At 41.5% G+C, this 19,325-nt stretch carries 20 protein-coding genes; 10 read left to right on the top strand and 10 right to left on the bottom strand.

Annotated elements, in window-relative coordinates; all coding sequences use genetic code 11:
• Positions 1–45 precede the first annotated feature (45 nt).
• The 6 genes from tatC to GO816_RS15315 all read left to right on the top strand — a co-directional run bounded on the left by tatC (position 46) and on the right by GO816_RS15315 (position 5,602).
• Positions 46–915: a twin-arginine translocase subunit TatC gene (gene tatC, locus GO816_RS15340; protein WP_157542823.1), complete on the top strand. Its 870-nt coding sequence runs from the start codon at positions 46–48 to the stop codon at positions 913–915.
• A gap of 31 nt (positions 916–946) precedes the next feature.
• The gene (gene rpiB, locus GO816_RS15335; protein WP_157542822.1) at positions 947–1,381 is read left to right on the top strand and encodes a ribose 5-phosphate isomerase B; all 435 of its coding nucleotides are present in this window, start codon (positions 947–949) and stop codon (positions 1,379–1,381) included.
• A gap of 9 nt (positions 1,382–1,390) precedes the next feature.
• Positions 1,391–1,840 (top strand): PH domain-containing protein, encoded by a 450-nt coding sequence (locus GO816_RS15330; RefSeq protein WP_157542821.1) that lies wholly within the window; start codon positions 1,391–1,393, stop codon positions 1,838–1,840.
• 45 nt (positions 1,841–1,885) lie between these two features.
• A complete protein-coding gene (locus tag GO816_RS15325; RefSeq protein WP_157542820.1) occupies positions 1,886–3,406 on the top strand; it encodes a M28 family peptidase in 1,521 nt (506 codons plus the stop codon).
• 226 nt (positions 3,407–3,632) lie between these two features.
• Positions 3,633–5,027: a LutB/LldF family L-lactate oxidation iron-sulfur protein gene (locus GO816_RS15320; protein ID WP_157542819.1), complete on the top strand. Its 1,395-nt coding sequence runs from the start codon at positions 3,633–3,635 to the stop codon at positions 5,025–5,027.
• Complete coding sequence (locus tag GO816_RS15315) at positions 5,024–5,602, top strand: dihydrofolate reductase family protein (protein WP_157542818.1); 579 nt, start codon at positions 5,024–5,026, stop codon at positions 5,600–5,602. The genes GO816_RS15320 and GO816_RS15315 overlap by 4 nt, the downstream gene beginning before the upstream one ends.
• On the opposite strand, the gene GO816_RS15310 is transcribed toward GO816_RS15315, so the two are convergent.
• The 5 genes from GO816_RS15310 to gcvH form a co-directional block, all read right to left on the bottom strand.
• Entirely contained in the window at positions 5,599–6,213 is a 615-nt protein-coding gene (locus GO816_RS15310) for a SprT-like domain-containing protein (RefSeq protein ID WP_157542817.1), read from the bottom strand. The genes GO816_RS15315 and GO816_RS15310 overlap by 4 nt on opposite strands.
• A gap of 36 nt (positions 6,214–6,249) precedes the next feature.
• Positions 6,250–8,361, bottom strand: coding sequence for a ferrous iron transport protein B (gene feoB, locus GO816_RS15305; RefSeq protein WP_157542816.1), 2,112 nt, complete (start codon positions 8,359–8,361; stop codon positions 6,250–6,252).
• A gap of 8 nt (positions 8,362–8,369) precedes the next feature.
• Entirely contained in the window at positions 8,370–8,588 is a 219-nt protein-coding gene (locus tag GO816_RS15300) for a FeoA family protein (protein WP_157542815.1), read from the bottom strand.
• A gap of 240 nt (positions 8,589–8,828) precedes the next feature.
• Positions 8,829–9,149: a VanZ family protein gene (locus GO816_RS15295; protein WP_198171533.1), complete on the bottom strand. Its 321-nt coding sequence runs from the start codon at positions 9,147–9,149 to the stop codon at positions 8,829–8,831.
• 72 nt (positions 9,150–9,221) lie between these two features.
• On the bottom strand, positions 9,222–9,602 hold the full coding sequence (gene gcvH / locus GO816_RS15290) for a glycine cleavage system protein GcvH (RefSeq protein WP_157542813.1): 381 nt from the start codon (positions 9,600–9,602) through the stop codon (positions 9,222–9,224).
• A 119-nt stretch (positions 9,603–9,721) separates the two neighbouring features.
• Here gcvH and GO816_RS15285 point away from each other — a divergent pair, with 119 nt between their 5' ends.
• The 4 genes from GO816_RS15285 (at position 9,722) to GO816_RS15270 (ending at position 14,684) form a co-directional block, all read left to right on the top strand.
• The gene (locus GO816_RS15285) at positions 9,722–10,315 is read left to right on the top strand and encodes a DUF4142 domain-containing protein (RefSeq protein ID WP_157542812.1); all 594 of its coding nucleotides are present in this window, start codon (positions 9,722–9,724) and stop codon (positions 10,313–10,315) included.
• Between the two features lie 231 nt (positions 10,316–10,546).
• Positions 10,547–11,563: a Gfo/Idh/MocA family oxidoreductase gene (locus GO816_RS15280; RefSeq protein WP_157542811.1), complete on the top strand. Its 1,017-nt coding sequence runs from the start codon at positions 10,547–10,549 to the stop codon at positions 11,561–11,563.
• A 16-nt stretch (positions 11,564–11,579) separates the two neighbouring features.
• Positions 11,580–12,068, top strand: coding sequence for a TlpA family protein disulfide reductase (locus tag GO816_RS15275; protein WP_157542810.1), 489 nt, complete (start codon positions 11,580–11,582; stop codon positions 12,066–12,068).
• A gap of 117 nt (positions 12,069–12,185) precedes the next feature.
• On the top strand, positions 12,186–14,684 hold the full coding sequence (locus tag GO816_RS15270) for a TonB-dependent receptor domain-containing protein (protein ID WP_157542809.1): 2,499 nt from the start codon (positions 12,186–12,188) through the stop codon (positions 14,682–14,684).
• Positions 14,685–14,836: 152 nt separating this feature from the next.
• Here the strand turns inward: GO816_RS15270 and lepB are convergent, their stop codons facing one another.
• The 5 genes from lepB to GO816_RS15245 all read right to left on the bottom strand — a co-directional run bounded on the left by lepB (position 14,837) and on the right by GO816_RS15245 (position 19,298).
• Entirely contained in the window at positions 14,837–15,949 is a 1,113-nt protein-coding gene (gene lepB, locus GO816_RS15265; RefSeq protein ID WP_157542808.1) for a signal peptidase I, read from the bottom strand.
• Positions 15,950–15,976: 27 nt separating this feature from the next.
• Positions 15,977–16,729 (bottom strand): 4-hydroxy-tetrahydrodipicolinate reductase, encoded by a 753-nt coding sequence (gene dapB, locus GO816_RS15260; protein WP_157542807.1) that lies wholly within the window; start codon positions 16,727–16,729, stop codon positions 15,977–15,979.
• A gap of 133 nt (positions 16,730–16,862) precedes the next feature.
• A complete protein-coding gene (locus GO816_RS15255; RefSeq protein ID WP_157542806.1) occupies positions 16,863–17,555 on the bottom strand; it encodes a DUF5683 domain-containing protein in 693 nt (230 codons plus the stop codon).
• A 9-nt stretch (positions 17,556–17,564) separates the two neighbouring features.
• On the bottom strand, positions 17,565–18,485 hold the full coding sequence (locus tag GO816_RS15250; RefSeq protein WP_157542805.1) for a ParB/RepB/Spo0J family partition protein: 921 nt from the start codon (positions 18,483–18,485) through the stop codon (positions 17,565–17,567).
• A gap of 9 nt (positions 18,486–18,494) precedes the next feature.
• Complete coding sequence (locus tag GO816_RS15245; protein ID WP_157542804.1) at positions 18,495–19,298, bottom strand: ParA family protein; 804 nt, start codon at positions 19,296–19,298, stop codon at positions 18,495–18,497.
• Positions 19,299–19,325: the final 27 nt, after the last annotated feature.

Genomic DNA, 19,325 nt, shown 5'->3' with positions numbered 1-19,325 from the left:
ATACCATTCGTATGTTATACAGAATGGTATTTTTGTTTACAATACATGAGCGATAATAAGATAGTAAAAGCAATAAAAGATAAAAGTAAGGACCTTGATGTAGAGATGTCGTTTTTTGACCACATCGAGATCTTACGCTGGCATTTGATTCGTGCAAGTATTGCCGTTTTGGTATTTACCATACTGGCCTTTGTTTACTACGACTGGGTTTTCGACAATGTGATTATGGGTCCTATGCGTACCGACTTCTGGACGTATCGTATGCTTTGTAAGCTAGGAGATTATTTGCAACGCCCCGGTTTTTGTATCGACAAAATCCCTGGCAAAATAATCAATACCGAAATGGCAGGGCAGTTTACACTTGAGCTGAATTCGGCACTGATTATTGGTATAACCTTAGGCTTCCCTTATTTACTGTGGGAAGTATGGCGTTTTATAAAGCCTGCCCTGCATGAAAAGGAAAGAAAGGCAGCCAGCGGCTTTGTAATATATGCTTCGTTGCTGTTTTTGTTGGGTATAATGTTCGGCTACTTTATTGTTGCGCCCGAGTCTATAAGCTTTTTGGCCAACTTAAGCGTGAGCGATAAAATAGAGAATATGTTTACTGTTGATTCTTATCTTTCATCAGTAGCTACGCTTACCCTGGCAACAGGTGTTGTGTTCCAGTTGCCTATTATTGTTTACATCTTATCAACGTTAGGAATTCTTACGCCGGCATTTATGCGTAACGGACGCAGGTTTGCAATTGTAGGCATCCTTGTTATATCAGCAGTAATTACCCCCACTCCAGATATGCTTACCATGAGTATTGTAAGTGTGCCATTATTCATTCTTTATGAAGTAGGCATTGTTGTAGCCGGGGTGGTTGAAAAAAGAAAGCTTAAGCGTCAAGACCAACTGGTAAAAACGCAATAACATAACAACAAACTTTATCAAATTCACAGTAATGAACAAAGAACTTAAAATAGCTATAGGGTCTGATCATGCCGGCTTCAACTACAAACAAGAACTGTTGCAGTGGTTACCGCAAAGCGTTGTGAAGGATTTTGGTACCTATTCAACCGAATCAACTGATTATCCTGATTTTGCTCATCCGGTAGCATTGGCAGTTGAAAGCGGCGAGTTTGATTTTGGTATTTTGGTTTGTGGCAGTGCCAACGGCGTTGCTATTACAGCTAACAAACATCAGGGAGTACGTGCAGCAATCTGCTGGTTACCTGAGCTGGCTTCGTTAGCCCGCCAGCACAATAATGCAAACATCGTTTGTATACCTGAGCGTTTTATATCGTTGGAAGATGCAAAACAGATAGTTGAATTGTTCCTGTCAACCGAATTTGAAGGTGGACGTCATGCTAACCGCGTTGCTAAAATGTCTTGTTAAGTTGTTTGAATGATGAAAAATCAAAACGAATCAGCTGAAACCGTTATATGGGAAGGCAAGCCATCTCAATTAATGAATTTGGGAACTTACATATTATGCTTTTTATTCATTTGGTTGGTGTTCCCTATATTTATAGCTATCTGGGCATATATTAAAACCGCTTCCACCAAATTTCAAATCACCACACAACGAATTATTATTAGCCGCGGCGTTTGGAACAGGATAACAAATGAAATGGCTATACACAAAGTGATAGACACCCGGATTGTTGAGCCGTTGATACAAAGATTGGTAGGTATTGCAAACCTGCAACTATTTACCGTAGGCGATTTAACAGAACATGTTGTGCTAATTGAAGGAATAAAAAACAGTGCCTATCTGCGCGACGAAATAAGGAAATTTAAAGGCGAATCTGACTCACTGCTAAGTGATATAATAATCAATAATGCTGGATATTAAGCTTTGTTCTTCTCAACTTACTTTTACTATTACACCTTTACTCAAATGAAAAGAGTTATACTATGCGGCGCTGCCTTGGCTGTAGCGCTGGGGGCATGTGCCCAGCAAAATGCAACTGCGGTAAAGTATGCCAAGTACATTACCGTTGAAAATGCGAAAAAGCATTTAACTGTTGTAGCATCTGATGAAATGGAAGGCCGCGAAACAGGTAAACCCGGAGCTGACAGAGCAGCTAAGTACCTAGCCGGCGAATACCAAAAATTAGGGTTATTACCAGCTAACAAAGGTTCATACTTTTTAGATGTGCCTTTATCTGTAACCAGTTTCTCGGTTAATTCAATGACTGTGAATGGTGCTAAGCTTACACAAGGCAAAGATTTTTCGGTATTAGGCGGTTCAGGTGTAAAGACCATTAACGTACAGGAAGTTGTTTTTGTAGGCTACGGTTCAGAAGCTGAATTAAAAGATATTAGCGTAGAAGGTAAAGCAGTACTGGTAATTACTGAGCCTAAGCCGGGTGCCGAGGCGCCTGCGCGTGGTGCGTTTAACCGTGTGGCGGTAGCCTTAATGGCAAAAAAAGCTGCGTTAGTTTTGGGCGTAGGTAAAGTTAACCCAATTATAGCCAACAACGGTCGCATGACTTTAAAGTCGGCTACACCGCGTCCGATTGCTGATCGTGCTCCTATATTAATGGTAAGCAACACCGTTGCCGACAATTTATTAAAAGCCAGTGGTAAAAACTACGAGCAATTAAAAGCTGCACCTGCAGTGCAAACCGTTAAAGCAAGTGTAGAGGCTGCTTATGCTACTACTACAACCGATGCCAAAGCTGTTGATATTGTAGCAATGATACCGGGTTCTGACCCTAAGTTGAAAGAGGAAGTATTGGTATTCTCAGCTCATTATGATCATATAGGCATGGAGCCCGAAGGCACTCCTGGTGATCGCATTAATAATGGTGCTGATGATGATGGATCAGGTACCGTTGGTATACTTGAAATTGCAACTGCATTTATGAAAGCAAAAAAAGATGGTAAAGGTCCTCGCCGCACCGTTTTGTTTTTAGGTAACGTAGGCGAAGAAAAAGGTTTGCTGGGTTCTGAATACTATTCGCAAAACCCGGTGTTCCCAATGGCTAACACCATTACCGATTTAAACATTGATATGATTGGCCGCCGCGACCCGGCTCACAAAGATTCGCCTGACTACTGCTATTTAATCGGTTCAGACAAGTTGAGCACCACCTTACATAAAATAAGCGAGAACGCTAATAATACTTATACCAAGTTGGCTGTAGATTATAAGTACAATGATCCTAAAGATCCTGAGCGTATTTATTACCGTTCAGATCACTATAATTTTGCTAAGCACAATGTGCCAATTGTATTTTACTTCGACGGTGTACATGAAGATTATCACCGTGTGAGTGATGAAGTAAGTAAAATTGATTTTCCGTTGTTGGTTAAGCGTACCCAATTAGTGTTTTACACCGGCTGGGAATTGGCAAACCGTGACGAACGCCCGGTAGTGGACGTTACTAACGACATGCCCGCCAACCGTAACTAAATTATATTTGTTGAAAACATAAGCGCCGTTGGGGAAACCCTCACGGCGCTTTTTTTGTTAAACACACTTGCTGCTTATTGTAATTGTTAGTAGCGTAGTTAGGCTTAGTCCTAATTTTATACGGTACACATTATTGTTAACGTTTAAAGGCCATTAGGGAATACTGACAAGGGATGAACCGTGGCCCTGCTACTATCAATATTAAAAAAATACTATTTTCGCCTCTATGGGAGATACTGCTGCCAAATTTTTGACTGATTCGGAGGAGAAGGTTTTTGACCGCGATCATCGCCGCATTATAAACTTCAACATGGGGCGCTATCATACCTCTGTTGCACGCGGTACAGCGCGGCTTGCTAATATGGAAGCGGCCAAGCGCAAAGCGCACGTTATAAAATGGCGTGTAATGGAAAACCTTGATAAGTTCCTGCCCGAATTTGAAGCTAATTTTCAGCGTAGGGGAGGTAAGGTTATATGGGCTAATGATGTGCAGGAGGCTCAGCAGGAAATATTGGCTATATTGCAAAGAATTGGAGCTAAGCGCATAGTTAAGTCAAAAACTATGGCAACCGAAGAAATTCACTTAAATGAATTTCTTCAAGAAAATAACATTGAATCTCTTGAAACTGATTTAGGCGAGTACATTGTACAATTGCTGGGGCAAAAGCCTTATCATATTGTAACACCCGCCATGCATCTCTCCAAAGAAGATATTGCAAAGCTGTTTCATGAAAAATTTGGTACGCCTATAGATTCAACTCCCGAGCAGCTTACCGCTAAAGCCCGCGAATTACTGCGTGAAAAATACCTGCAGGCTGATGCCGGTATAACAGGAGCGAATTTCCTTATAGCAGATAGCGGTAGCATAGCTGTAAGCGAAAATGAAGGTAATACACGTCTTACTACAACTTTCCCGAAAGTACATATAGCCGTAGTTGGTATCGAAAAAATTATACCTTCAATAGCTGATCTTGACTTGTTTTGGCCTATGCTGGCTACACATGGTACAGGTCAAAATCTTACTGTTTATAACACTATTTTAACAGGTCCGCGCCAACCAACCGAAACGGATGGACCCGAAGAGATGTACGTTATCCTGCTTGATAATGGCCGCACCGATTTGTTGGCGCAAAAAGATCAGCGTCAGGGTTTGTACTGTATTCGCTGTGGTGCATGCTTAAATGCCTGTCCGGTGTATCAAAATGTTGGTGGCTATACTTACAGTACAACGTACAGTGGGCCCATAGGTTCGGTAATTACGCCGCATATGCGCGGTATGGAAGAGTTTAAGCATTTAAGCTACGCATCGAGCTTATGCGGCAGATGCACAGAGGTTTGTCCGGTTAAAATTGATATACATAAAATGCTGCTGCTAAACCGTCGCGATGCAGTTAAAGAAGGCGTAGTAAGTAAGCCCGAACAATGGGGCTGGGCGGCGTGGAAAAAAGCGATGATGAGCCGCAAGCTTACTGATTTTTTTGGAGGCAAGGTAAAAAACTTTATGCTGCGTACGTTTTTCAAAAAATCGTGGGGCAAATACAGAGCAATGCCCGAAGTAGCTGAAAAATCATTTGCACAACGCTGGAAAGAAGAACAGGCATCACCCGATAAAGATAAATGAGAAAAGTAATTTTAAACCTGGCTGTAAGCCTTGATGGCTATATAGAGGGGCCCGAGGGTGAGTATGACTGGTGTTTTACCGATCAGGATTACGGGTTAAGTGATTTTGCTGCACAAACTGATGCTATTTTTGTTGGCCGTAAAAGCTACGAGTTGTTTGCAGGCAAAGAGGACGAATACTTTCCGGGTATAAAGAAAATTTATGTTTTTTCTGATACGATAAAATCTGCGACGCATCCCAATGTGGAACTTATTGGTAGTACAGATATAGATACTAAAGTGCAGTCGGTAATTAATGGTGAGGGAGGTAACATTTGGTTATATGGCGGCGCAGAAGCAGTAAAGTACTTTTTGGATAAACGCTGGATAAGCGAAATGCAACTGTCGGTACACCCTGTAATTTTGGGTAGTGGCAAGCCTTTATTTGAGAATTTAAAAAATCGTGTTGAACTGCTTTTAAAAGATTCAATTACCTACAGCAGCGGGTTGGTACAGCTTATTTATGTACTAAAGCCTCTTTTTGATACGAATGCACTTGATGTTCAATTGGATGAATTAGATGAACGAATGTTTTAAGCTACATCAACCAGTTCTACCTCGGCTACAGGGCTGAACAGGTAAATGCGTTTAGTACTTATCTCTGTGCATCTGAAACGTTTACGAAGTTGCTCTTCTTTACGAAATATCCTGCCGTCCTTGATCTTGAAAACGGCTTTTAATGGGATTTTTTCTACAGTGGTTACTGCTGTGGCATTGTTATCATATTTCCTTAACGTACGATACAAATTAAGGTCAGAACAACTGGATGCGGCCGGGTTATTTAAGTAAGCCGTTATTGCAAAGGTAACATCGGGTGGAAATACCTGCTGTTCAAAAAATGGCTGCATCATCTTTTTAAAGTTTGCTTTCCATTCATTGCCATGGGGTTTAATGAGGTTTTTATGCTGATTCCAGGTATGCAAGTGTGCAAACTCATGCACTGTAGTAACTAAAAATGCATAAGGGTTTAAATTATGATTAACCGATATGCGATGCCCTTTACCCTGAAACGGCGGGCGGTAATCACCAAATTTGCTATTACGGTTACGTGATATTTTAAATTCGCATTTAAAGTAATCAATCCAGCGCGCTACCAACGGTGCAGCTCCGGCAGGTAAATACTTTTCTAAAACTTTAACCTTATCCAATTCAATTCCTCAATTAAATATAAATAACGCAAAGTTTTATTTCAATAATTGGTAGGTAATAAAGCTCGCTGTATAGGCCAAAGCTGTCATGTATACAAATTGTATAACGGGCCAGTGCCAGCTTTTAGTTTCGCGATATACGGTGGCCACGGTACTGGCACATTGCATAGCAAAAGCATAAAACATCATTAACGAGAATGATACGGCAAGAGTAAAGGTTAGCTGGCCGGTTTCGGCATTACGGGCTGTACCCAGTTTGTCTTTAACAGATTGTATCTCTTCAGGGTCGCCGTCAACACTGTAAATGGTGGCCATAGTTCCCACAAATACTTCGCGTGCCGCAAAGGAGGTGATAATGGCAATGCCTATTTTCCAGTCAAAGCCAAGTGGCTTTATTACCGGTTCAATCACATGCCCCAGGTAACCGGCGTACGAGCTTTCCAGTTTTTCTGATGCTATAGCGTGCTCCCTTTCTGTTGGCTTCATTTTTTGCCCATACTGTGGCTGGCTATATTTCTTTTCAATTTGGTTAAAGTTATCGCCCGGACCGTAAGATGCCAGTACCCACAATATGATTGATACTGCTATGATTACCTTGCCTGCTTCAATTACGAAGGTTTTAGCACGGTCATACATGGTAAGCAAAACGTTGTTCCACCGCGGCATACGGTATACCGGTAGCTCCATTATAAAGTAGCCGCGCTCGCGGGCTTTAAGTATGTGCTTCATAACCCAGGCTACCACAACAGCCGAAACAAGGCTGAGTACATACATGCCCGTTAAGGCCAGCCCCTGTAAATTAAATATCCACCAAACATTGCGGTTTGGTACCACCAGGGCAATAAGTAGTGTATAAACAGGTAAGCGCGCCGAACAGGCAACCAACGGTGTTACCATAATGGTAATCATACGGTCTTTCCAGTTTTCAATGGTGCGCGTACTCATTATTGATGGTACAGCACAAGCAAAGCCGCCAATTAAAGGAACTACTGATTTGCCATTTAGTCCCACCTTGCGCATCACCTTATCCATCATGAAGGTAACACGGGCCATATAGCCGGTATCTTCTAAAATAGCTATAAAGGCAAATAATATGGCAATTTGTGGTATAAATACTAATACTCCGCTTAAGCCGGCTACAACGCCGTCGGCAAGTAAATCGGTTAGTGGACCAGCCGGCATTATTTTGTGTACACCCTCCTGCATCCATATGAATAGGGACTCAATGAGATCCATAGGGTATGATGACCACGCAAAAATAGCCTGGAATATAAACATCAATATGCCGAAGAATATCACAAAGCCAAAAACACGGTGTGTTAAAACTTTATCTATACGGTTGCTTAGCGTCTCTTCCTGCGCTGTTTGCTCAGTTTTAACCGTATCATAAAGCAAATCGTTAATAAAGTTGTAGCGTGCTATAGTCTCGGCCGCCTGCGCCTGTTGTGAATGAAACTGATGAATGCCTTCCAATTCCTCAATACGGCTGCTCTGCTCGGGAGTTAAAAAGGTTAAATGCTCATGTTGGTGAGCAAGTTGTAACGCGTAATAAGGGTTTTCCAGTTGCATCTCCTCTGCAATGGCATCAACCAGTTGGGGTGCAATAGTCTTAACATCAATGCTTTGCTGTTGAAGTGCAAATTTATTAGCGTATGATATGGCCTCTTTTAATTTATCAATACCCTCGTTACGGCGGGCTGATATAGGAATTACAGGAACACCTAATTTTTTTGAGAGGCTGTCAATATTAATGGTTATGCCATCTTTTTTGGCCATATCCATCATATTCAATGCAACTATTACCGGAATTTTAAGATCGGCAACCTGTGTGTACAGGAGTAAATTCCTTTTCAGGTTAGAGGCATCAACAATAACAACTATAAGATCGGGAGTTTCGTGAACCTTATCGGCAAGTACAGAAAATACTATAGATTCATCACGGCTTTTAGGGTATAGGCTATAAGTGCCCGGCAGGTCAATTATTTCGGCGCGTCGGCCGTCGGGCAGGCTGCTAAAGCCGGTTTTTTTATCAACCGTTATACCCGGAAAGTTTCCAATTTTTTGGTTTAGTCCGGTTAATAGGTTAAACAGGGTTGATTTACCGGTATTGGGGTTTCCAACAAGTGCAACTCTTATCTCAGCCTTCAATGCAATAACTACTGTAAAATAATGGTTGAAGCTTCCTGTTTGCGCAGGCTGAGCATGTAGCCGGAAACGGCAACGGCAATTGGGTCGCCTAGTGGAGCTATGCGTTCCAGTTTAATCTCTTCACCCGGAAGGCAGCCCATTTCCATCAACTTAACCGACATTTCTAAATCGGTAAATTCTTTGATTACACCCTTTTTACCTACTTCAAGTTCCGAAAGCTTCTTCATAAATGTATGTGCAAACATACTCCTTATTTAAAACAAATCCAAATAAGAGTAGCCCGTTTACATTACAAACGATAAAAAGGTGATTTACATATGTGGCTTATAAAACAGGTTTAAAAGTTTTAAGCCTTATTATTTACAGAGTGGCCGGTGTGTAGTTTGCCAAAATGAGGGCAGCCACAATCTTTTTTTAGTACAGCACATGATGTCATTGATACAAACAGGGCGAACACAGCTATAAACTTAAATTTTTTCATTACTTACCAGAGTTACCGTTAGTATGCTGCCAAACGTTGCCATGCCTGCCCCAACGGCATCAGCAAACAAATCATTCCAATCGCCGCTACGCCAGGTAAACACATAAAGCTGTAAAAGCTCAATCAAAGCTCCGTAGGCTATACTAATTGTAAGTGCTTTTACGGCGTTGAGCCAGGTAAGGTTACGGCGCTGTTGTATAATTGCATGAACAATTAATATGTCAAAAACAAAAAACAGGCCGCAATGCACCAATTTATCAAAACCTGCAAAAAACCTGGGCGAGTTCCCTATTTCGCCCATAGGCATGTTGCATATCACCAAAATAAATAAAGCCCACCCTAGGGTGAGCTTATAATATTTAAAAAGCAACTTCATTAATTAAGCGCCTACCAAACCTTTGTAGTCGTCGGCCGAAAGCAGTGCTTCAACTTCTGCAACATCATTAAGGCTTATTTTTACCATCCAGCCATCGCCGTATGGATCGCTGTTTACCAGCTCGGGCTGTGCATCAAGTTTATCATTGATTTCTAAAACGGTTGCAGTAACCGGCATAAAAAGGTCTGAAACAGTTTTAACTGCTTCAACCGTGCCAAATACTTCTTCTTTCGCAACTTCTTGTCCAACAGTGTTTATGTCAATGTAAACAATGTCGCCAAGTTCGCGCTGGGCAAACTCCGTAATGCCTATGTAGGCTTCATTGCCTTCAACCTTAATCCACTCGTGGTCTTTAGTGTATTTTAATTCTGCCGGAAAATTCATATCGTTTTTTGTTGGTGCCCAAAAATAGTAAAAGCCTTTAAGTTTCCGAAGTTATTTAAAACCCAAATGCGTCATTGTTGTTGTTTGCATTAATCAACAATTAAGAAAATATCTACGTTATGAAAAAAGTATGTTCAATAGCAATGCTGGCGCTGGCCGCCCTGGCATTCCAATCATGCGGCGGAGCCGGATCAAACAATGATAGCGCTGCTAATGCAGACAGTGCAAATTATACCAAAGACACATCAAGCAACGCAGTTGAAACCGGTGGTATTGCTGTAGTAAATGATGATGCTGAGTTTGCTGTTTCTGCAGCTAATGCAGGTATGGCCGAAGTTGAATTGTCAAAACTGGCTTTAACCAAAGCAACTAATGCAAAAGTAAAAGAATTTGCAGATATGATGGTAAAAGATCATACCGGTGTAAATGAGAAATTAATGGCATTAGCTAAGGCTAAAAACATTACCCTGCCAACTACAGTAGGTGCTGATGAGCAAAAAACAATGGCCGATTTACAAGCAAAATCAGGTGCCGACTTTGATAAAGCTTACGTTGACGTGATGGTAAAAGACCACAAAAAAGCGGTTGATTTATTTGAAGGTGGTTCAAAAGATTTGAAAGATGCTGATTTAAAATCATTTGCAACTCAATCATTACCAGCCTTGAAAAGCCATCTTCAGGCTATCGAAACCATTGAAAAAGGTGTTAAATAGTTTTTTGTTGTTATCAACAAATGAAAGGGAAGCGCTGTAAAAGCCTTCCCTTTTTTGTTGAGTTGGATTGCAGTTAGTAAGTTGGTTGGAGATATATTCCTATTAAATGATGGGTGACTGTGTGGGCTTAAAGTTGTGTGCAATAAAGAGTATTGCTAATCAATTTACCTGCTGCTGCAATGTTTTTGCACTCGTTTTTAAACTCCCTTAACAAAGCTGTATACTTGCAATATGTCATCACCTATTGTTACCGGTATTTTATCTTTTGGCATGTCGGGGCGTATATTTCATGCACCGTTTGTACATGCGCATCAAGGGTTCAATTTTAAGGCTGTTGTTGAACGTACCAATAAAAACGTTAACCAGTTTTACCCCGATGTAATTAGTTACGATAGTATTGAAGCAATACTTGCAGATAACGAAATTGAACTGATTATAGTTAATACGCCAAATTATTTGCATTACGAACACGCCAGGCAAGCTCTGCTTGCCGGGAAAAGCGTTTTGGTAGAAAAGCCTGTAACGGCAACCTCAGCGCAACTGTTTGAATTGTTTGATATTGCAAAGCAAAAAGGTTTGCACGTACTGGTTTACCAAAACCGCAGGTGGGACAGTGATTTCCTGTCTGTTAAAGACATAATTGAAAGCGGCCGGTTAGGGGAGTTGATCGAAGTTAATTTCCGCTTTGACAGGTACAGACCAGTATTAAGTCCTAAGCTGTTCAAAGAAACCGCACAAACACCGGCTAATGGCTTGATTTATGATCTTGGGCCGCATTTGTTAGACCAGATTATAAGTTTGTTTGGCAAACCCATTACTGCCAATAAAGTTACTGCAACGCACCGCGAGGGTTCAGAGGTTGTTGATTATTTTTCTTATCAACTTACTTACCCTCACCAACTGGTAGTAAATGTAACATCGGGGCTTTTAATTGCACACCCTATGCCCTCTTTTATCGTGCATGGCACAGCTGGAAGTTATGTTAAGGACAGGGTAGATGTACAGGAAGCGCAGCTTGATAAAGCCATAAAACCAACTGACCATAATTATGGCGTTGAGCCTGAAGGTAGCGAAGGTATATTAACCATAATGGGTATTGGTACGGAAAAGACCCTTGAAAAAATACCATCACTTGAAGGTAATTATTTAAATTTGTTCGAAGCCGTTTACCAAACGTTAGCCAATGGCGCTGTTTACCCAATAACAGATGAGCATGTGGCATGGCAACTTGAACTGCTGGAATTATAGTACAATGTTACACACGATGAAAAGAATACTTTTACTATTAAGCTTTATTGTGGCCGTTGGATGTACGCAGGCTCAAAATAATGCTAAGATTCAAAATATTCCTAAGTATAAAATTTTAGCTCCTGATAGTACATACCGCACGCAGGCCAACCTTAAAAAAGCAATGCCGGTAATGATCATTTATTTCATGCCAGACTGTGGCCATTGCCAGCAGTTGATGTATGACATGAAGGAGCGTATGAAGCAGGATTTTTCGAAAGTGCAAATAGTGCTAATTACCGATGCCATGTATAAGATGGTGAAAGGTTTTCACCGCGATTTTGGTCTTTCGGCTTATCCAAATGTAACTGTTGGCACCGAGCAGGGCTCATATGACATATTAAATTACTACGGGGTTAAAATGACGCCTTACGTTGCCATTTACAACCGTAATGGTAAGCTTTTAAAAACCTTTGATAAAGAGCCTAAAGTGAAAGACCTGGCAGCTATAGTTAAGAAAGGCTAACCTAAGTTCAAGCATGCTTATTTGGTAATAAAAAAATTACCTCAACTACATGGTTAATTAGCAATAAAGTTACAAGGCTTACTATTGGGGTAAATTTAAAAAGGGGATTTTTGCCGGATGAATTTTCCGGTTATAAAACGAACACTTTTATTTTTATTTACTTTACTCACGCTTAACGTACTGGCCCAAACCGGCGGTTCGGTAAGCGGCAAACTGGTTGATGCCAACACCAACCAGCCACTTGAGTTTGCAAGTGTTAGCATAACCAACAAAGCCGATAATACAACAAAAGGTATACAAACAGATTTAAGCGGAAATTTCAAAATTGACGGCTTAAAAGATGGCACCTATACATTCAAAGCAACTTTTTTAGGTTACCTTACCTTTACGCAGGAAAACGTACAGATTACACCGGCTAAAAGAGTAATTCAACTGGCAGCAATTAAAATTAAGCCAGCCAAAGGAGTGCTTAAAGAAGTGGTGGTAACCGGACAACGCAGCCAGATTAAGCTCAGCACCGATAAAAAGGTATTTAGTGTTGACCAGAGTTTAGTTAGCCAGGGTGGCTCGGCAACTGATTTATTAACCAACGTGCCATCGGTACAGGTTGATGTTGAAGGTAATGTAGCATTACGTGGTTCAAACAATGTGCGTGTGTTGGTAAATGGCAAGCCATCGGCAATATCGGGCGGCAGTGTGAGTGATATACTACAATCTATACCTGCAAGCGCCATTGAAAATATTGAGGTAATTACCAATCCGTCATCAAAATATGATGCTGAAGGGCAATCAGGTATCATCAACATTATTTTAAAGCGTAACGCACAGCTTGGTTTCAATGGCTCAGTAGCCGGTACCATAGGTAATCAAAAGCAACGTAACGCAAGTTTAAACCTGGCCTACCAAACATCAGCGGTAAACATCTTTGGAAATTACAGCTACCGTAAAGCCAACCGTATTGGCAATGGTTATACCAACAGAATTACCTACCCTGGTACTGATACAGCAATATTCCAAAACCAGGAATCAGATCAAACCTTCAAGTTTAATTCTCATAACATCCGTACTGGTATTGATATCAATCTTGACTCAAAAAGTGTTTTAACATTATCTGATAATATCAATATACGCGACCGTGATCGCTTTCAAAATGGCGGAACCGGTATAACCCGTAATAGCGCTTTAACACAGCGTTTAAATCAAAATAACGTTTCGTCAAACTCGGGTACCAATTTTGACCTGAACGCCGACTTTAGCCATAAATATAAGAAGCCCGGCCAGGAGCTTACAGCCAACGTAGGTTACTCATCGCAAAAAGAAGATGGTGATGAGCAGTTGCTTACCAGTTACAACTTTTACGTACCAGCCTTAAGTGATAGTCTCTTCAGGCAAAATAACTTTACAAGGGGACGCCAGCGCAACTGGAACCTGCAGGCAGATTATACCACGCCGCTAACCAAAGACAGTAAATTAGAGGCGGGTTATCGCAGTACTTTTAACCGTAATGATAATGATTTCAGGGCGTTTGCTTTGATTGACGGTACCCAAGACCAGTTTGTATATGACGCAACCCGTTCAAACAACTTACTTTATAACGAGCAGGTGCATGCTGTTTACACTAACTATCAGCGTCAGTTTGGAAGGTTTGGTGTACAGGTTGGTGTGCGTTTAGAAGATGCGCATATTCGCAGCCGTTTGGCAGGTAGCACACAGGAATTCAAGCAGGATTATTTCCGTCCGTATCCAAGTGTGTTTCTGAGCGACAAGCTTACTGAGAATCAAACTTTGCAATTAAGCTATACCCGCCGTGTAAGCAGGCCACGCGACAGGCAGTTAAACCCGTTTTTAGATCGTAGCGACCCGCTGAACTACCAACAGGGTAACCCAAGCTTGCGCCCTGAAGATACGCATGCATTTGAGTTAAGCTACATCAACTACTGGAATGCGCTTACGCTTACCTCATCACTATACTATCGTTACACCAACGAAAACATACAGCAGGTGCGTTTACCGCTCGATTCGGTACGAACCATTACACAGTTTGCAAATATTAACAGTGCAGCAAACGCAGGTTATGAATTAATTGCCAAGCTAACTGCATCATCAAAGTTTGATTTAACAGGTAACGTAAACGTATATTATCGTGACATCAAGGGCGATCCGGCATTGTTTGTTCCGTCAAGCTCAGGCTACGCTTTTAACGGTAACCTTACAGCTAACATTAAGCCAATTAAAAAGTTAGGCATACAATTGCGCGGCGATTACCAGGGCAAACAAGTAATTGCACAGGGGTACAGCAAAGCGTTATATGGCTTTGATGGTGGCGTGCGTTACGACATTACCAAGGCTTTAAACATAAGCGGAAATGTGCGCGATATATTTAATACCCGCAGGTTCGGATCAATCATCAACAACACAACAGTGAATGTTCCTTACACATCTGAGTCTTATCGTCGTTTTTCATTCCGTACCATATCCTTCACTATATCGTACAGGTTTGGCAGCAATGGTTCAGAGCAAAAACGAAAAAGAAACCAAGACCAGGACAATGGTGGAGGAAACCTTGATGACATGGGTGGAGGCATGGGCGGTGGCGCTATGCTCCGCAGTAATTAAAGATATAAGTAAGTAACAAAAAGAAGCCGCCTTGATACTGTGTTCAAGGCGGCTTCTTTCTTTATCATTACATGTTAAACTGAAGTTTGACGTATAAGTAAAGACGATAAATGATAACAAAATGAAACCCGGCTTAAACCGGGTTTTGCTTTTTAATGAATGCCCATAAACAGGCGGCTCCACCTTATTTTGTTCAGGAAGCTGGCGTTGCTGTCCCAGCTCATCCATACAAACAAAGCCTTGCCTACTACATGGTCTTCAGGTACAAAGCCCCAAAAGCGCGAGTCCAAAGAGTTGTGTCTGTTATCGCCCATCATCCAGTAGTAATTCATTTTAAAGGTATAGCTGCCAGCTTTAGCACCGTTAATTAAAATGTCGTTGCCATTTACTTCAAGCTTGTTGCCTTCGTAAACTGTAATAGCACGTTTATAAAATGGAAGATTTAAGCTGTCAAGTTTTACAGTCCATCCTTTTTTAGGTACTATGATCGGGCCGTAATTATCCTGGTTCCACTTCTCGTAATGCTTGTCTTTAGGAAACACAGGTTCTTCCATCAGGCTAACAGAATCCTTTGGCGATATATGCGGTTTAACCATGGTGAAATTACCCATCTTCTTTAAAGCATCTGCAGATGCTTTTGTCATGGTAGGATAAGGGCTGTAATCAGATATGGTTACATTTAGCTCTTCCCAAATTTTAGGGTTAATTTCTGTACCGTTGGTTTGCAATTCGTAATTAATTTGCCCTTCGGGTGGGTTAGGGTTAGCCTTGCCATTAACAAATACCTGTGCGTCAACTATTGAAAGCGTATCGCCGGGTGTTCCCTGGCAACGTTTAATGTAGTTTTCACGCTTATCAACCGGCCGGTAAAACGGGCTGTCGGCTTCCATTGGGTAGTTAAATACAACAACATCACCTTTTTTAATATCACTTAAGCCCGGTAATCTATAGTAAGGCAATTTCACGCCATCCCAATAAGCCTTGGTGCCTATGATTGGCATAGTATGATGCGCAAAAGGGAAAGCGATAGGCGTCATTGGGGTGCGGGCGCCATAATTTACCTTGCTTACGAACAAAAAATCACCCACAAGTAGTGAGCGTTCCATTGATTCGGTTGGAATGGTGTAAGCTTCAATGAATAATGTACGTATAAGCGTAGCTGCAACCACTGCAAAAATAATGGCATCCGTCCATTCGCGTGCTGCACTTTTTTTCTTTTTAGGCTGATCTTCCTTGTTCTTCTTCTCCCAGAATTTCCAGTTCATATTTTATAATCAATAATTTAGGCCGTATCAGGCGTTAAAGGTAAACATATCTGTTACAGCGTAAAATCCTTTTTTATCTTTCAGCCATTCTGCTGCTATTACAGCACCTAAGGCAAAGCCATTACGGTTATGGGCTGTATGTTTAAATTCAATACTATCAACTTCAGAGTCATACATTACGGTATGTGTACCCGGTACATTCTCAATCCGGTGCGACTCAATCAGCAATTGACTATTGGTAAGCGCATCATCAGCCGCCTCACCAGTGTCAGTTACCAATACGTTCTTCCACTCGTTTTTTGCATCAAAGTTTTCCAGCACTCCCTCGGCTATCGTTATAGCGGTACCGCTGGGCGAATCAAGCTTTTGCGTATGATGAATTTCTTCTACCTGTACTTCGTAGTAAGGATAGTTGTTCATAATTTTTGCCAGCATGCGGTTTACATGAAAAAAGATGTTAACGCCAACACTGTAGTTAGAGCCATACATTAGCGTATTGTTACCGGCAATGCACTTTTCTTTAATCTCATCAAGGTTTTCATACCAACCTGTTGTGCCCACCACCAGTGGTACACCGGCCTCAAAGCAAAGATTCATGTTTTGGATAGCGGTAGCAGGTGTGCTAAACTCTATGGCAACATCAGCCTTTTGAAGGTTTTCAACTGTGGCCTCGTGCAGGTTGTCTTTATCAATTATCAGTACAATTTCGTGACGGCGGTCGGTAGCTATCTTTTCAATGATTTTACCCATTTTGCCGTATCCGAAGAGCGCAATTTTCATGGAGCAATTTAGTTAAAACGAATAAATTACAGTTATTTAACGGTAAAGGTAACTTTTAAAACCCGCATAACCGAAGAAATATTAGTGCTGCTTATGTATGCCGGATTTCCGAATCATAAGACGTTTGAAGTGCCTAAAACGTAAGGCTCAATTTTAAAACGGGAGTAATAGAAGGTAAGTTACCTGAAGCATACAACGGGCCTGTTTCAATGCCGGGGGTTATTTTAAAGCTCAAATCGCGATCCATGGTATAGGAGTGGATGAATTTGGCATCAATGTAAGCATCAATCATTTGTATGCCCCAAAAACCAACAAAGCCTAAAATACATAACTGCATATTACGTTCGTGGTAATTTACATTATTTTCAATAGTAGTTTGTGATATACCCGCTGCGCGTGCAAAAAGGTCCTTAACACTTTGCGGGTCACTTTCATCGGGTTGGTTTGCACCGGCTCTTTTTAATTGATATACACGTAAAAAGTCTTTGTAATTACCGCGGTTCCATATGTATATTCCAGCAAGTCCGCCTAAACCACCATACACCAAGGGAAGCTTCCACCATTTACGGTTATAAAGTTGACCCCAACCGGGTACAAACGCAGAGCGTTTAAAAGCAAGCGAGGGGCTATGCGTGCTATCGGGCCGGTAAAGCTTTTTATTTTTTTTGGTAATTACATCGGTTATAACACGCTTACCTGCAACAGAGTCGCGCACACGTTGCCGACGTTCAATTTCATCGCGCAGCCTTACAGTATCGGGCTTTTGCGCGTAAGCTGTAGCCGAAAAAAGGATTAAGCCAATAATTATTATGATAAGCCTGTTCATGTGATGGTTTTACCAATCCAGCATCTCGAGTATACGGCCTAAGTCTTCCTGCGATAAAAAGGGTATTTCAATGCTGCCCGAGCCTTTGTTGCCTACCTTAAGTTTTACCTTGCTGCTGAACTTTGATGCCAGATCGTCCTGGATTTTTTGTAACTGAAACGGAACAGGTGCAGGTTTATTGCTTTCTTTTTTCTCAGGGCCGTTTTGCAGTGCACGTACCATCTCTTCAACCTTACGAACCGACAGGCCCTGCTGCAATATTTGCTGGTGCAGGTGTACTTGTTTAACCGGATCGGTAATGTTGATTAACGCACGGGCATGACCCATACTGATATCCCCATCACGAATAGATGCCTGTATGCTGGGTGGCAGCTTCAACAAGCGTAAATAATTAGTAACTGTACTGCGGTTTTTACTTACGCGTTCGCCAAGCTCTTCCTGTTTCAGGCTGCATTCATCAATCATACGCTGAAAGCTTAAGGCAACTTCCATTGCGTTTAAGTTTTCACGCTGAATGTTTTCTATAAGCGCCATCTCCAGCATCTGCTGATCGTTGGCGGTGCGCACATAGGCCGGAATAGTGTTTAAGCCGGCACGTTTTGACGCACGTAAACGGCGCTCGCCCGATATTAATTGATAGGAGTGAGAATTTACCCTCCTAACTGTTATAGGCTGTATTAACCCCTGTAATTTAATTGATTCGGCAAGTTCAATAAGCGCCTGCTCGTCAAAATCAGTACGGGGTTGAAACGGATTTATCTCTATTTCGGCAATACGTATTTCATTAACCGAACCCAGGGCATTACCTGCGTTCGAGTTATTTGTGCTCCCTGTTTCGCGCTGGTAATTGCTTTGGGCTTTTACACTGTCCGAATCATTGAGCAGGGCACTCAGCCCTTTTCCTAATGCCTTCTTTTTATCTAAACTCATTTATAAAACTTAAACTGCTGCAGGTGTAGCTTTACCTGCTGTTTGTCCTAAACCGTTTTTGCGTATAATTTCGCGTGCCAGGTTTAAATAGTTTACTGCGCCTTTACAGGTTGCATCGTGCATAATTACCGAAACACCAAAGCTTGGAGCCTCGCTTAAACGGGTGTTGCGCTGTATAATGGTATCAAAAACAAGATCTTCAAAGTGTGTACGTACTTCTTCAACAACCTGGTTTGACAGGCGCAGCCTAACATCATACATGGTAAGCAAAATGCCTTCAATATCTAACTCGGGATTTAGCCTGTTTTGAACAATTTTAATTGTATTCAATAACTTTCCTAAACCTTCCAATGCAAAATACTCACACTGTACTGGAATAATTACCGAATCGGCCGCGGTAAGTGCATTGATGGTAATTAAGCCTAACGATGGTGAGCAGTCAATAATGATGAAATCATACTGATCGCGAACCTGGTCTAAAATGGCTTTCATTTTATACTCGCGGTCGGTAAGGTTAATCATTTCAATCTCGGCACCTACCAAATCAATATGAGCAGGCAACAGGTCGAGGTTGGGTGTATCGGTTTTCTGGATGGCGTCTTTGGCCTCAACCTGGTTAATGATACACTCGTATATGCTGGTTTTTATAGTGCGTGGATCAAAGCCTATACCCGATGTTGAGTTAGCCTGCGGATCGGCATCAACCAGTAGCGTTTTATACTCTAAAACGGCTAAACTTGCAGCCAGGTTTATAGACGATGTGGTTTTGCCAACGCCACCTTTTTGATTAGCTAAAGCTATTATTTTACTCATTTTATTACCTCAGATATTAAGAAAACA

This window comes from Mucilaginibacter aquatilis, from assembly GCF_009755275.1.
Lineage (GTDB): Bacteria > Bacteroidota > Bacteroidia > Sphingobacteriales > Sphingobacteriaceae > Mucilaginibacter > Mucilaginibacter aquatilis.
The sequence above is the reverse complement of the archived record's forward strand: the minus strand, read 5'-3'. Positions and strand labels throughout refer to the sequence as shown.

Bases quoted from the DNA above. Each gene is read 5' to 3' on its own strand.
- GO816_RS15330 (WP_157542821.1), top strand. From the start codon at position 1,391: ATGATGAAAAATCAAAACGAATCAGCTGAAACCGTTATATGGGAAGGC.
- GO816_RS15255 (WP_157542806.1), bottom strand. From the start codon at position 17,555: ATGAACAGGCTTATCATAATAATTATTGGCTTAATCCTTTTTTCGGCT.
- GO816_RS15250 (WP_157542805.1), bottom strand. From the start codon at position 18,485: ATGAGTTTAGATAAAAAGAAGGCATTAGGAAAAGGGCTGAGTGCCCTG.
- GO816_RS15270 (WP_157542809.1), top strand. From the start codon at position 12,186: ATGAATTTTCCGGTTATAAAACGAACACTTTTATTTTTATTTACTTTA.
- GO816_RS15295 (WP_198171533.1), bottom strand. From the start codon at position 9,149: ATGCCTATGGGCGAAATAGGGAACTCGCCCAGGTTTTTTGCAGGTTTT.
- GO816_RS15285 (WP_157542812.1), top strand. From the start codon at position 9,722: ATGAAAAAAGTATGTTCAATAGCAATGCTGGCGCTGGCCGCCCTGGCA.
- GO816_RS15325 (WP_157542820.1), top strand. From the start codon at position 1,886: ATGAAAAGAGTTATACTATGCGGCGCTGCCTTGGCTGTAGCGCTGGGG.
- GO816_RS15245 (WP_157542804.1), bottom strand. From the start codon at position 19,298: ATGAGTAAAATAATAGCTTTAGCTAATCAAAAAGGTGGCGTTGGCAAA.
- gcvH (WP_157542813.1), bottom strand. From the start codon at position 9,602: ATGAATTTTCCGGCAGAATTAAAATACACTAAAGACCACGAGTGGATT.
- GO816_RS15280 (WP_157542811.1), top strand. From the start codon at position 10,547: ATGTCATCACCTATTGTTACCGGTATTTTATCTTTTGGCATGTCGGGG.
- dapB (WP_157542807.1), bottom strand. From the start codon at position 16,729: ATGAAAATTGCGCTCTTCGGATACGGCAAAATGGGTAAAATCATTGAA.
- GO816_RS15320 (WP_157542819.1), top strand. From the start codon at position 3,633: ATGGGAGATACTGCTGCCAAATTTTTGACTGATTCGGAGGAGAAGGTT.
- GO816_RS15300 (WP_157542815.1), bottom strand. From the start codon at position 8,588: ATGAAGAAGCTTTCGGAACTTGAAGTAGGTAAAAAGGGTGTAATCAAA.
- lepB (WP_157542808.1), bottom strand. From the start codon at position 15,949: ATGAACTGGAAATTCTGGGAGAAGAAGAACAAGGAAGATCAGCCTAAA.
- GO816_RS15275 (WP_157542810.1), top strand. From the start codon at position 11,580: ATGAAAAGAATACTTTTACTATTAAGCTTTATTGTGGCCGTTGGATGT.
- GO816_RS15315 (WP_157542818.1), top strand. From the start codon at position 5,024: ATGAGAAAAGTAATTTTAAACCTGGCTGTAAGCCTTGATGGCTATATA.
- tatC (WP_157542823.1), top strand. From the start codon at position 46: ATGAGCGATAATAAGATAGTAAAAGCAATAAAAGATAAAAGTAAGGAC.
- rpiB (WP_157542822.1), top strand. From the start codon at position 947: ATGAACAAAGAACTTAAAATAGCTATAGGGTCTGATCATGCCGGCTTC.